At 62.0% G+C, this 12,605-nt stretch carries 15 protein-coding genes; 8 read left to right on the top strand and 7 right to left on the bottom strand.

Translation table 11 applies throughout. From position 1 onward, the window contains the following. On the bottom strand, positions 1-696 hold the full coding sequence (locus HX793_RS23315) for a hypothetical protein (protein WP_177060773.1): 696 nt from the start codon (positions 694-696) through the stop codon (positions 1-3). Positions 697-873: 177 nt separating this feature from the next. Here HX793_RS23315 and yfcF point away from each other — a divergent pair, with 177 nt between their 5' ends. From yfcF to HX793_RS23295, 4 genes are all read left to right on the top strand, one after another. Further along, on the top strand, positions 874-1,506 hold the full coding sequence (yfcF, locus tag HX793_RS23310) for a glutathione transferase (protein WP_177060771.1): 633 nt from the start codon (positions 874-876) through the stop codon (positions 1,504-1,506). Positions 1,507-1,617: 111 nt separating this feature from the next. Further along, the gene (locus HX793_RS23305) at positions 1,618-2,349 is read left to right on the top strand and encodes a GntR family transcriptional regulator (protein WP_177096563.1); all 732 of its coding nucleotides are present in this window, start codon (positions 1,618-1,620) and stop codon (positions 2,347-2,349) included. Positions 2,350-2,447: 98 nt separating this feature from the next. Continuing rightward, entirely contained in the window at positions 2,448-3,728 is a 1,281-nt protein-coding gene (locus tag HX793_RS23300; protein ID WP_177053100.1) for an MFS transporter, read from the top strand. A gap of 29 nt (positions 3,729-3,757) precedes the next feature. After that, the gene (locus HX793_RS23295; protein WP_177096565.1) at positions 3,758-4,591 is read left to right on the top strand and encodes an amidohydrolase family protein; all 834 of its coding nucleotides are present in this window, start codon (positions 3,758-3,760) and stop codon (positions 4,589-4,591) included. Here HX793_RS23295 and HX793_RS23290 read toward each other — a convergent pair. Then, positions 4,568-4,831 (bottom strand): hypothetical protein, encoded by a 264-nt coding sequence (locus tag HX793_RS23290; RefSeq protein WP_016977145.1) that lies wholly within the window; start codon positions 4,829-4,831, stop codon positions 4,568-4,570. The genes HX793_RS23295 and HX793_RS23290 overlap by 24 nt on opposite strands. Positions 4,832-4,962: 131 nt before the next feature. Between HX793_RS23290 and HX793_RS23285 the strand changes: the two genes are divergently transcribed. Beyond that, on the top strand, positions 4,963-5,607 hold the full coding sequence (locus HX793_RS23285) for a hypothetical protein (RefSeq protein ID WP_016977144.1): 645 nt from the start codon (positions 4,963-4,965) through the stop codon (positions 5,605-5,607). A gap of 35 nt (positions 5,608-5,642) precedes the next feature. After that, positions 5,643-5,984, top strand: a complete 342-nt coding sequence (locus HX793_RS23280; RefSeq protein WP_016977143.1) for a hypothetical protein — start codon at positions 5,643-5,645, stop codon at positions 5,982-5,984. Between the two features lie 130 nt (positions 5,985-6,114). On the opposite strand, the gene HX793_RS23275 is transcribed toward HX793_RS23280, so the two are convergent. Both HX793_RS23275 and HX793_RS23270 read right to left on the bottom strand, forming a co-directional pair. Continuing rightward, a complete protein-coding gene (locus tag HX793_RS23275) occupies positions 6,115-6,861 on the bottom strand; it encodes a creatininase family protein (protein ID WP_177053103.1) in 747 nt (248 codons plus the stop codon). 32 nt (positions 6,862-6,893) lie between these two features. Then, positions 6,894-7,607 carry a murein L,D-transpeptidase catalytic domain family protein gene (locus HX793_RS23270; protein WP_016977141.1) on the bottom strand — a complete coding sequence of 238 codons (714 nt, stop codon included), beginning with the start codon at positions 7,605-7,607 and terminating at the stop codon, positions 6,894-6,896. Positions 7,608-7,646: 39 nt separating this feature from the next. Between HX793_RS23270 and HX793_RS23265 the strand changes: the two genes are divergently transcribed. Further along, complete coding sequence (locus tag HX793_RS23265; RefSeq protein ID WP_177060766.1) at positions 7,647-9,242, top strand: L,D-transpeptidase family protein; 1,596 nt, start codon at positions 7,647-7,649, stop codon at positions 9,240-9,242. Here the strand turns inward: HX793_RS23265 and HX793_RS23260 are convergent. Next, a complete protein-coding gene (locus tag HX793_RS23260) occupies positions 9,157-9,732 on the bottom strand; it encodes a P-loop nucleotide/nucleoside kinase family protein (protein ID WP_177096567.1) in 576 nt (191 codons plus the stop codon). The genes HX793_RS23265 and HX793_RS23260 overlap by 86 nt on opposite strands. 72 nt (positions 9,733-9,804) lie before the next feature. Between HX793_RS23260 and dapF the strand changes: the two genes are divergently transcribed. Continuing rightward, complete coding sequence (dapF, locus tag HX793_RS23255; protein ID WP_177060762.1) at positions 9,805-10,608, top strand: diaminopimelate epimerase; 804 nt, start codon at positions 9,805-9,807, stop codon at positions 10,606-10,608. Here dapF and HX793_RS23250 read toward each other — a convergent pair. Both HX793_RS23250 and HX793_RS23245 read right to left on the bottom strand, forming a co-directional pair. Continuing rightward, positions 10,596-11,738, bottom strand: a complete 1,143-nt coding sequence (locus HX793_RS23250) for a PAS domain-containing sensor histidine kinase (protein WP_177096569.1) — start codon at positions 11,736-11,738, stop codon at positions 10,596-10,598. The genes dapF and HX793_RS23250 overlap by 13 nt on opposite strands. Continuing rightward, positions 11,728-12,543, bottom strand: coding sequence for an alpha/beta fold hydrolase (locus HX793_RS23245; protein WP_177053107.1), 816 nt, complete (start codon positions 12,541-12,543; stop codon positions 11,728-11,730). The genes HX793_RS23250 and HX793_RS23245 overlap by 11 nt, the downstream gene beginning before the upstream one ends. Positions 12,544-12,605 lie beyond the last annotated feature (62 nt).

The raw sequence follows: 12,605 nt of genomic DNA, 5'->3' as shown, positions 1-12,605 counted from the left end.
CTATTGAGCGTCCCGGTCGATTTCCAGGCGTTTGCGCGCGTTGGGGCAGCCGTTGGTTGCCAGCGCTTTCTCAAGGTATTCAATACGCAACGGCCGGGCGGTTCTGCGATTGGTTCGGCTGGCGAGCACTTTATAGAGTTCGGCGCGGTAATCGTTTTCGCTGCCTGATTGCAGCTCGACGCCCTTGGGCGGCGCGCCGCAGGTCAACCAGACGGCGGGCTGCGGGTAGTAAGGTGCAAAGTCGTCCATTTTAGCCAGGGCGTTTTGCAGCGCCGGCATATACTTGGGGCCCATCACATAGTCCAGGCAAGTGTTGTCGACGTAAAGTGCGGCCGGGGCAAAGCCGTGCTCCAGGCTTGAGATTGCCAGTTGGCACATCTCTTGTTCTTTGCCGGGCACCAAATAGACCTGATACAGGAGCATCAGGCGGTATTCGGCAACGGGATGTCCTGCCTGCGCTGATTCGCTCAAGCGTTGTTGGATGAGCGCCAGGTTCGCTTTCTTCTCGTCCACATCTGCAGGTGTTTTCTTGGCCAGCACCGAGCGCATCAGGTCGGCGTACTCGGCGTCGCTTTTCTTCAACAGGGCGGCGGCTTGCTGATACTGCGCTTCACCGGGCAGCGCGGGGAGATCACTGGCCAACGCAACGTAGGGAACGCAGGAGAACGACAAAAACACGGCGAAGGGAAAGTGCAAGACGAACATCCTTTTTCAGCGCTACGCAGGTGCGCGCAGGGTGGCAAGTCTACCTTGGCAGGCGTTGCCGTCACAGCGGATGCGGCTATTCCCACCAGGAATGCCCCTATAAAAACAGCGCATTGTCTTTCTCGCCGCACATCTCGTAGCGTGGTGTTCCACTCACGGAGAATCGTTATGAGCCAGCGTCCGTTGCGCCTGTATGTTGATCATTTGTATACCAGCCCCTACGCGATGTCGGTGTTCGTCACCCTGCGGGAAAAAGGCCTGGCGTTCGACACCTTGACCCTGGACTTGGACGCCGCGCAGAACCAGACCGCCGACTTCGCCCAACTGTCCCTGACCCAGCGCGTGCCGACGCTGGTAGAAGGAGACTTTGCGCTGTCGGAGTCTTCGGCAATTACTGAGTACCTGGAAGAGACTTACCCCGAGACGCCGGTCTATCCGGCCGATCCCAAGCAGCGGGCGAGGGCGCGGCAGGTGCAGGCGTGGTTGCGCAGTGACTTGCTGCCGATCCGCCAGGAGCGTTCGACGATGGTGGTGTTCTACGGGCAGAAGATGCCGCCCTTGTCCCCTGTGGCCGAAGCGGCGGCGCGCAAGCTGATCAGTGCGGCCCAGGCGCTGTTGGCGGGTAACCGGGCGTATCTGTTCGGCGCGTGGTCGATTGCCGATGTGGACCTGGCGGTGATGCTCAATCGCCTGATCCTCAACGGCGACAGCGTGCCCGCCGAGTTGGTGGAATACGCGCAGCGCCAGTGGCAGCGGCCCTCCGTGCAGGCGTGGGTGCAGCAGCAACGCCCAGTGCTGTAACCGACCATTCATCCTCTAGGTGCGGTGACGAGCTTGACAGCCGTCACCCAGCGGACAAATACTCTCGCCATATTCATATATATGACTAAATAACAAAGTGAATGTGGCCCCATGAATACCTTGTCCAGTGATGCCCGTCTGCCGCTTTACCAACGCCTGCGCGACCACCTGGTCGAGCAGATCGCCAACAATCGCTGGCGCCCCGGTGAAGCCATTCCCACCGAAGCGGTGCTGTCCGCTGAGTACGAACTGTCCACCGGCACGGTGCGCAAGGCCGTCGATGCGTTGGTGAGCGAAGGCATTCTTGAGCGCCAGCAGGGCCGGGGCACCTTCGTGCGCCGCCCGCAATTCCAGTCCTCGCTGTTTCGCTTCTTCCGGTTTCAAGGTCCTGCGGGCGAGCGGCAAGTGCCGGAGAGCCGCATCCTCACGGTTGAATCCCTGGCCGCGCCGTCGGCGGTCAGTGAGGCGTTGGGCCTGGCGCCCGAAGCCGAGGTGATCCGCATCCTGCGTACCCGTTTGTTTGATGTGCAGCCGCTGCTGGCCGAAGAGATATGGCTACCGCGCACGCGCTTCCAGGCGTTGCTGGATATCGATCTGTCCCAGCAAGGCCCGTTGCTGTATCCGGTGTATGAAGACGTCTGCGGGCAAGTGGTGGCCTCGGCCGAGGAAACCCTGACCGCCGAATCGGTCAACGAGGTGTACGCGCGCTTGCTGCAGGTGCCGGTCAACAGCCCGGTGGTGGTGATCGAGCGCCTGGCCCGCGATTACGCCGGCCAACCCCTGGAGTGGCGACGCTCCCGCGGGCACGCCGAGCACTTCCGCTACCGCGTGGACATTCGCTGACCCGACACCCGCACCTTTAACTGTTTGCCCAACACTGGCCCGGCTGCGGCACGGTTCGCGCCCGGCTGCCTCGCGTTTGACCTATAAGGATAAAAATCATGTTCAGTTGGTATCGCCAAGTCACTCCTCGGGAGCGCAAAACGTTCTGGGCCTGCTTCGGCGGATGGTCCCTCGACGCACTGGAAGTGCAGATGTTCGGCTTGGCGATCCCGGCACTCATCGCTGCCTTCGCCTTGACCAAGGGCGATGCAGGGTTGATCAGCGCCGTCACGTTGATCACGTCGGCCATTGGCGGATGGGTCGGCGGTACTTTGTCCGACCGCTACGGCCGGGTGCGCACCTTGCAGTGGATGATCCTGTGGTTCTCGTTCTTCACCTTTTTGTCGGCGTTTGTCACGGGTTTCCACCAGTTGCTGATCGTCAAGGCGCTGCAAGGCTTTGGCATCGGCGGTGAGTGGGCGGCGGGCGCGGTGTTGATGGCCGAGACCATCAATCCGAAGTACCGCGGTAAGGTGATGGGCACCGTGCAGAGCGCCTGGGCCGTGGGTTGGGGTGTAGCGGTCGGGGTGTTTGCGCTGATCTATTCGTTTGTGCCGCAGGACATGGCCTGGCGTGTGATGTTTGTGGTGGGCTTGCTGCCGTCGTTCCTGATTATCTGGGTGCGCCGCAATGTCGAGGAGCCCGACAGCTTCCAGCGCCTGCAAAAAGAACAGGCGATTCCACAGAGTTTCTTCAAGTCGCTGGCCGGCATCTTCCGTCCTGAGCTGATTCGCGTCACGTTGTTCGGCGGCCTGCTGGGCCTGGGTGCCCACGGCGGTTATCACGCGGTGATGACCTGGCTGCCGACCTTCCTCAAGACCGAGCGCAACCTGTCGGTACTCAACTCCGGCGGCTACCTGGCGGTGATCATCTTTGCCTTCTGGTGTGGCTGCATCGCCAGCGGTCTGCTGATTGATCGCATCGGACGGCGCAAGAACATCGTGCTGTTCGCGCTGTGCTGCGTGATCACCGTGCAGGCCTATGTGTTCCTGCCGTTGACCAACACGCAGATGCTGTTCCTCGGCTTCCCGCTGGGCTTTTTCGCAGCTGGCATTCCGGCCAGCCTCGGGGCGTTGTTCAACGAGCTGTACCCGGCGGATGTGCGCGGTGCCGGCGTGGGCTTTTGCTACAACTTCGGGCGCGTGCTGTCGGCCGTGTTTCCATTTCTGGTGGGGCACATGAGCGACTCCATGTCCCTCGGCTCGGCCATTGGCATCGATGCCGGGATTGCCTACGGCGTCGCGGTGATCGCCGCACTGTGCCTGCCGGAAACCCGTGGCCGCGTGCTGGAAGCAGCGCCCGCCGACAACGTGGTGACCGGCCAGCGCGCCCAGGCTTGACCCTTTTTTACTCTTGAAAGACGAACCCCATGCTTGATAACTGCTCCATCACCGGCATCGACGCCCACGCCCATGTGTTCAGTCGCACGCTGACCCTGGCCGGCGAACGTCGCTACACCCCTGGCTACGACGCCACGCTGGCGGATTACCTCGGGCACTTGCACGCCAACGGCTTGAGCCATGGCGTGCTGGTGCAGCCCAGCTTCCTGGGCACTGACAATCGCTACCTGCTGTCCGCCTTGCAGCAGGCCCCCGATCGGTTGCGCGGCGTGGTGGTGGTTGAATGCGATATCCCGCGCGACGCCCTGCACGCCATGGCGCGCTCAGGTGTCGTGGGCGTGCGGCTGAACCTGGTGGGCAGGGCACTGCCGGACTTCACTGAGCCGGGATGGAAAGTGTTCTTTGAGCATATTGTCGAGCTGGACTGGCACGTGGAATTGCACCGCGAGCTGGACGACCTGCCGCACCTGGTGCGGCAACTGCTGCCGTTCGGGGTGAAACTGGTGATCGATCATTTCGGGCGACCCGACGCGCGACTGGGCGTCGATCAGCGCGGCTTTACCGATTTGCTGGCGCTCGGGCTCGGCGGCCAGCTGTGGCTGAAAGTCTCGGGTATCTATCGCTTGGCTGGCAGCGCGGCGCAGAACCTTGAGTTTGCCCACCAAGCCATGCCGTTGCTGCAACAGAGCTTTGGCCTGCATCGGTTGGTGTGGGGCAGTGACTGGCCGCACACTCAGCATGAAGCGTCTATCGGCTATGGCGCAGTGATTGAGCAACGCCAAGCCCTGGGCTGGTCGGCAGCAGTCGCGCAGGCTTTATTGATCGACACGCCACGCCAGTTATTCGGCTTCCACCACGCGTAGCCAATCCTCCTTCACACGGCGGTCGAGGTCTTCCCAATCCGCCATGCCCAGCACCCGTGTGGTGTTCAAACCCCGCAGGTAACCGCGCAGTTGCTGGGCGCTGGCGCTGATTTGATCGGCGTCGGCTGCCTCGTCCTGCAGCACGTGTTCATAGTCGACCAGGTAATCGGCGACCCGCTCGCGAAACTCCGGTAGTACGGCTTCGCGGATGCGGTCGAAGGTTTTCTGGTGGGGCTTCATGGCGTGGTCCTTATAAGTTTTATGTCAGCACTATCGGTTCAGATAATAGTCACCATCAAGGATCGCAAGTTCTGTTTTTGCAGGAAAAGCGGAAAATCACCCCATCGAGACGCTGTTCAAGGAAATGCGCGATGAGGACGTTTATTCAGCTGGCGTTGATGGCTTTGATGCTCGGCACGGTTGCTATCAACAACGCGGCAATCGCCGATGATCTGCGTACGAGCCATTTGCTACCTATCAACGGTAGCGTAGACTCCCTGCAACACGCGCAGTCGGTGGGTGTATTGCTGACTGACAGCACCCGCGACAACCTCGGCTACCTTGAACGCTACCACGACATGGCCTTGAATGGCGCCAAGGGTGCCCTCGACGGCCGTATCCGCCAGGCGTTCGTCAACAGCTCCGACCCGGAACTGGCCATCGATTGGTTGATGAGTTCGCTGCAGGGAACCTTTTTGTCGGTGACGGTCTACGACAACCTGGATGCCTTGGTGCAGGCTCACCCCGATGTGGTGGTGATGCTCGATACCCATAACCAACTGCTGACCCAGCGTAACGACCAGGTCGAGGCGCGTTTTATTGCGCGGTTCTATGATGCGAACCTGCAATACATCGCCAAGGCCGAAGGCTCGGTGCACAAGCAGGTGCCGTCGGTGTGGGTGCATGACCAGGCCGCGCCGGAAATTGCTGCGCAGATCGAGCAGCAGCGGGACGTGCAACTGGATGCCTTGAAGCAGTTCGATGCCTCGCTCAAGGCGTTGGTTCGTGCAGGTTGATGTGAACCTTTATTTTTTATGATCAGGAATTTTTCATGCGCGCTTTTTTCGCCCCGGCCTTGGCCTTTGCTTCTCTGATGTTGGCCGGTTGTGTTTCCGCCCCCAACGCTCCAACCCTGACCTTGCAGACCAGCAAAACGCCTGAAGCCTATGTGCAGTGCGTGCTGCCCAAGCTGGAAAAACACAAGATCACCTCCACCGTGACGCAGAACTCGCGCCACGCTAAAGTGGTGTTGACCAGCAAGATTGCCGCCGACGATGTGCTGGAAGCCTACAAGTCCCAGGACGGCGGCAAGGTGTTCTTGTATGAGCGCAAGCCGCTGGCGTCGACGATTACGCCGTCGCGGCTTGAGCTTGCTGCCAAGGAATGCCAATAATTCCAGGCAATACATAAACCACATGTGGGAGGGGGCTTGCCCCCGATAGCGGTGAATCAGCCAGAGCATCTGTAGCTGACACACTGTTATCGGGGGCAAGCCCCCTCCCACATGTGGATTTATGTATGGCTCAGGGCTTGGCTTCGTTGGCGAAGCTGTTCACTGTCTTGACCAACCCCTGCGCCGCTAACGCCACCAGCTCCCCACCTTTCTCCACCGTCGCCAGCGCCGGGTCCGAGCCCATGCGTCCATCAGGGAAGCGCGCGCGGAAGTCCAGCGCTTCACGGATCGGCCCGGTATTGGCGATTTGCGGTGAATAATCAGCCGTCTTGATCGAGTCCGGGTAGGCCCATTGGGTTACCGCAATCTCCGACGGCGTGGCATGGCTGCCATGGCCCACCGGGAATTGGCGTTGCGCCAGGTCGTTCACCCCTTCCAAATCCCACCAGTTCACCAGCTTCAAGGCAAACCCGGCCGGGCGGCGGGCGAAGCTGGCCTCGGCGTACAGCTCGGAAAAGGCCGCTTCGATCGTGGCGATATTGCCGCCGTGGCCGTTCAGAAACAGGATCTTCTCGAAACCATGCCCGGCCAGCGAGCGCACCCAATCGCCAATCGCGGCGATAAAGGTGGAAGGGCGCAGGGAAATGGTGCCGGGAAAGCCCAGGTGATGCTGGGCCATGCCGATGTTGAAGGTGGGGCCGATCAGCAGGTCGGCGTTCTTCTGCGCCTCATGGGCGATGATTTCCGGGCACATCCAGTCGGTGCCCAGCAGGCCGGTAGGGCCGTGCTGTTCGTTGGAGCCGATGGGAATCACCACCGTGCGGCTGCGTTCCAGAAACTGCCCGATCTCGATCCAGGTGGAGTGGTGTAGAAGCATGCGTGGTTCTCTTCTTTATCTATGGGGACAGGCTATCCGCCACGGATTGTACGACTACTCGCCACCTGTTGGGGTTTGCAATTGAGGTAGGTCGAAGACTTCAACCAGCGCTGGTCGGGGTACCACGAAAACATGAACTGCCCATCCTTGAGCTTGTCCACCACTTGGCGCGCCACCTGCGGACGCACGGCCGGGCAACCCTGGCTGCGGCCGATACGGCCTTCGCGCTTGCTCCACAAGGGGCTCACGTAATCGGCGGCGTGAATCACGATGGCGCGGTCGCGGGCCTGGTCGTTGAAACCCGGCTCCAGGCCGTCCATGCGCAGTGAATAGCCGTGGGTGCCCAGGTAGCTCTCCTGGGTGCGGAACAAGCCCAGGCTGGACTGGTGGCTGCCTTCCAGGTTGGAGAACTGGGTGGCGAAGTTTTCCCCGGATTTGGCGCCGTGGGCCACCAGGTCGCGCAGCACCAGGGTCTTCTTGCGCAGATCGAAGATCCACAGCCGACGGGCGGTCGAAGGCTGGGAGTAGTCAATAACCGCTAGGCGCTCGGAACGTTCCTCGCCGTTATTGACCGCGCACTGCACGGCGTTGAGGGCGCTTTTGAGTACGGTGGGATTGAGTTCTGGAGCCGAGCGCGCCAGGCTGCTATACAAGTTAGGAGAGGTCTGATTGGCGGCGAGCGCAAAATTGCTCAAGGTAGCCAACGCCACGGTCATCAAACCGAGGCGGCGCATGAAAGTCAGCATCTACGAAGTGTCCCCCGGTGTGGATTGGAGCCTGGTCAATTGTTCAAAAAACACGCATGTTACTTGAGCATTTGCCTGCTCGTTGCACCATTGGTCGCGACAGCCGACGCGCTGCCGGTCGAGCCGTTGCCGGTAACCACCCCGGCGCCAGTCGATCTGGCCCCCGTGCAACAGGCGTTGGCGCAACTGCCGAGTGTCTGCCCCGGCCTGGCGCCGCAGCTCGACGCCACCGCCCAACTGCGCTTGCAAGCCTTCTACCAGCAGCAAGGCAATGTGCCGCTGTGGTCCGCCGATGAGCGCCGACAAGCCCTGCAATCTCAGTTGCTGATGCTCGCCGATGACGGCCTGGACCCCACCCACTATAGCTTGCCTGCGGAGGATGCCACGGCCAACGTGCTGTGCAGCGACATCGCCAGCAGCCAGCACTATCTGCAAGCCCTGCAGGATCTGCATTACGGTCGCCTGCAGCAATCGCGTTTCGAACCGCTGTGGCATTCCCAACCACCCACCCGCGACCCTAACGTTGAAGTGCTGGCGTTTGCCGCCACAGGCCTGCAAGACATGGCCCAGGCGTTCGACCAGGCACGGCCCAGTGCCGACTTGTATCGCAGCTTGCGCAACGCCTATTCCAGCGTGCGCCAGCAACCGTTGCCGCATTGGGACCCGGTCGCCAGTGGCCCGCTGCTGCGCCCCGGCATGGAAGACCCCCGCGTGCCGGAGCTGGCGCGGCGCCTGATCAGTGGCGGTTACCTGGCCAAGGCCCCCAGCGGCAAGCAGTACCGCGATGAATTGGTCAAGGCGGTCAAGGCCTTCCAGCTCAGCCACTCGCTGCAGGCCGACGGCGTGATCGGCGCCGGCACCGTGGCCGAATTGAACATCAGTCCGCTGGTCCGGCGCGAACAACTGCGCATCAACCTTGAACGCTTCCGCTGGCTAGCCCAGGATCTGGAGCCCGAAGGCGTGCTGGTCAATGTCGCCGCCGCACAACTGAGCGTGTACCAAAGTGGCATCCCGGTCTGGCAAACCCGTCTGCAGGTCGGGCGCGCCGAACGGCAGACGCCGCTGCTCAAGTCGCGCATCACCCGCTTGACCCTCAACCCCACCTGGACCATCCCGCCCACCATCATGCGCGAGGACAAACTCCCGGCCATCCGCCTCAACCCCGAATACCTGCGCCAGCAAAACCTGCAAGTACTTGACGCCGAGGGCCACCCGCTGGCGCCCGAGCAAATCGACTGGGCTCGCCCCGGCAATATCCTGCTGCGCCAGGAAGCCGGCCCGCGCAACCCGCTGGGCAAGATCGTGATGCGCTTTCCAAACCCGTATTCGGTGTACCTGCATGACACGCCGAGCCAGCCGCTGTTCACCAAAGGGCCGCGGGCGTTCAGTTCGGGGTGTGTGCGGGTCGAGCAGCCGCTACTGCTGCGAGATCTGCTTGTGAGTCCGGCCGAGCGCACCCGCACCGATGAGCTGCTGGCCACCGGTGTGACTCATGAATTCAGGTTGGCCACGCCGGTGCCGGTGTTGTTGAGTTACTGGACGGTGGAGGTCAATCGCGAGGGCAGTTTGGTGTATGCGCCGGATATCTATGGACGGGATCTGGTGTTGATGAAGGCGATGGGGAGTGTGCTCTGAGGGTTGCCAGCACCCTTGTCACAGCCTGATCCGGCGTCATGAGTGCAGTGTCGAGCGTGAGCGGCACTTCAGCCCAAGCCTCGTATTCATGCGCTAGCACCGACTCCCAAGTGGGTGGGGCCAGGCCGGGTATATCCCCCGTACGCGTTTCCACTCGCCGCTGATGTTCCTGCCGGTCTGAGCAAATCACCCGAACATCCAGCAACGCCACACCCGCCGTTGCCGCCGAGGTCTTCCACGCCTCCCGACTTTCCTGGACCGGGTTCACACAGTCAGCCACTACCGTCTGCCCCAATCGCAGGTTGCTCAGCGCCAAGTCATTCGCCACCCTATAACCGCTGGCGCCCACGTCGCCCGCCAGCACACCCGCATCACGGATTGCCTGCTCAATCACGTCGATGCGCAGGTACACCGCGCCGATCTGGCGCGCCAGTGCCTGGGCAAGGGTGGTCTTGCCGGTGCCGGGCAGTCCGCTGAAGACAATTAGCATGGGGGCTCTCGATAAGGTTGGGCCGGTTCAGGGTATCCTTCAGCTCACCACCGGTCGACCACAGGACAGCCCATGCCCTTGCCATTTGTGAAAATGCACGCCCATGGCGATGATTTCATCATCATCGACCGCCGAGGCCTGGACGATCCGATCACCGCGAAAATCGCCCGTCAACTCGGCAACCGCCACACCGGAATTGGCTTCAACCAACTGGCGGTGATACTCGATTGTGATGACGCCGTCGCGCGCATCAAGTTCTGGAACCCCAACGGCACGCCGCTGGCCACCTGCGGCAGCGCCACCCGTGGCGTGGCCGATCGCTTGATGCATGAGGCGGGCGCGGACTCGGTGGTGCTGCGTACCGACCGTGGCTTGCTGATGTGTACGCGGGCAGCGGGGCGGCAAGTGTCGGTGAACATGGGCGAGCCGTCGCTGGATTGGTCGGCCGTGCCGTTGGCCGAGTCCATGGACACCCATACCTTGTCCATCGACGGCAATCCGGCGGCGTGCAGCATGGGCAACCCGCATTGCACGTTTTTTGTGGAAAACATCGCGGCTGTCGATGTGGCGGCCTTGGGCCCGGCGCTGGAAATTCACCCGTTGTTCCCGGCCAAGACCAATGTGCATTTTGTGCAGGTGCTTGACCGAGGCCATATCCGCCTGCGCATCTGGGAGCGCGGCGGCGGTGTGCCGTTGGGCTCGGGTTCCTGTTGCTGTGGCGCGGTGGTCAATGGGATTCGACGAGGACTGCTGGACGATACCGTCGAAGTGCAATGCGACGGCGGCACGGTGACCGTGCACTGGGCGGGCGAGGGCGGTGTGGTGCTGACGGGCAGCGTAGAGCCGGTGATGCAGGGCAGCGCCTACGTTGGCTGAAAGTTGACGGTAAACGTGGTGCCGCCCGTGACACAGGAACTCACCGCCACATCGCCGCCATGCACTCTGGCCAATTCGCGAACGATATACAGGCCAAGGCCCACGCTGCGCACGTCACTGCCTTGGTCGGTCCCACGGGTCATAGGTTCGAACAGCTCGGTGAGCAAGGCTTCGGGGATGACCTTGCCGTGGTTGTGTACTGATACTTCGCACTTACCCTGTCCCAACCGTGATGTGACGGTGATGGGCCGTTGCAGGTCGCCATACGCCACGCTGTTGGCCACCAGGTTGCCAATGATCTGCTGCACGCGGTCGGCGTCCAGGCTCGCATCGCCATTGCCTTCGACGAGATGCTCCAGCGTTGCCTTGGGAAACGCCACGCGCAGTTCATCCACGGCCCGATGAATCACCTCATGCAAATCCAACGGCGCGGCCTTGATGGTGATGCCCTGGCCGACGCGCGCCTGGGTGAAGTCCAGCAGGTCGGCGATCATGCGCTGGGCACGTTCGGACGACTGGCCAATGTGCCCGAGCAGTTGGTGCTCCTTGGCGGTGCGGTCGCCACGGTTGAGAAAATCCGAAGCCATGCGGATTGCCGTCAGCGGGTTCTTCAAGTCATGGCTGACAATCGCCACCATCTGCTCGGCAAACAGCGCGCGACGCTGGGCGATGGCATAGGCCTCGCTCAATTCGGCCTGGGCCTGTTTGAGGGCTAGTTCAGTGGCGGTCTTTTCCTGCAACAGCGCTTCGGCGAAGTTGCGTGCATTGAGCAGCTCGCGCTCGTACTTGTCGCGGTCGGTGGTGCCGAACAGCGCCAGGTCGTACAGCGTGCCGTCGTCCTGCTCACGCTTGATGCCGTTGAGCAGGACGGTCAGCTTGTGGCCGTCGCGGTGCAGCATGTCGAGTTTGACTTCGGTGACGCTGCCACGCATGCGCAGCATCGGCGCCAGGTGGGTCTGATGGAAGATCCGTCCGCCCATGGTCAGCAAATCCTGGAAGCGCTTGCCGCACAGCTCGGTCGTGCTGAACCCCAGCCACTCGCTGAAGCGCGAATTGGCTTGCAGGATCGTGCCGTCCTGCGCCGTGACGGCGAGGGCGCAGGCGGCGCTGTCGAACAACTCAGCCGACATCGGCGACCACCCACGGCGCCAGGAAACTTTCCATCGCCGCCGCGCACGCTTGCGGCGCGCTCATGTGCGGGCAATGGCCGACGTTGTCCACCAGGCAATAGGTGCTGTTGGGTAACACGCTGTGCAGGTACTCGCCCACGGCCACGGGGGCGATCAGGTCGTCGCTCGATTGCAGGATCAGCACCGGCGTGGCCAGGCCGATCACGTCCTGGCGGTTGTCCGACATGAACGTCACCCGTGCAAATTGCTTGGCGATCTCAGGTTCGGTGCGGCAGAAACTGTCGGTCAATTCTTCACTCAACGCCGGTTGCCCCGGCGCGCCCATGATCACCGGGGCCATGGCGCTGGACCAGCCGAGGTAGTTGCTGTCGAGGGTGTCGAGCAGGTCCTGGATATCCGCCAACTTGAAGCCGCCGACATAACCGTCGGCATCGATATAGCGCGGCGAGGGGCCGATCATGACGTGGGCGGCGATGCGGCCGGGGGCGTGGCGGTCGGCGAGGGTGCCGATCATGGCGCTCACCGAATGGCTCACGAGGATCACCGGGCCCACGGCGAAAGCGTCGATGATCTCGTTCAAATCGCGCGCGTAACCGTCCAGGGCACTGTATTTGGCCTTGTCGAATGCACTGAGGTCCGACAGGCCGGCGCCTACCAGGTCATACATCACTACGCGGAAACGCTCGAAAAATTGCGGTGCGAGATAATTCCACATGGCTTGGTTGCAGCCGAAGCCGTGGGAAAACACCAGGGTCGAGCGGCCGTTGCCCATCACACTGACATTATTGCGGTGGCGTAGGTCCATGGGCTTCCCGGTTATGGCGTTTTGCTATGCGTGGAGGGAGTTTAGATAGTCATCGGCGCGGG

It is taken from the genome of Pseudomonas reactans, from assembly GCF_013387025.1.
Lineage (GTDB): Bacteria > Pseudomonadota > Gammaproteobacteria > Pseudomonadales > Pseudomonadaceae > Aquipseudomonas > Aquipseudomonas reactans.
Note: the sequence above shows the minus strand (reverse complement) of the source record. Positions and strands in the feature narration are given on the sequence as shown.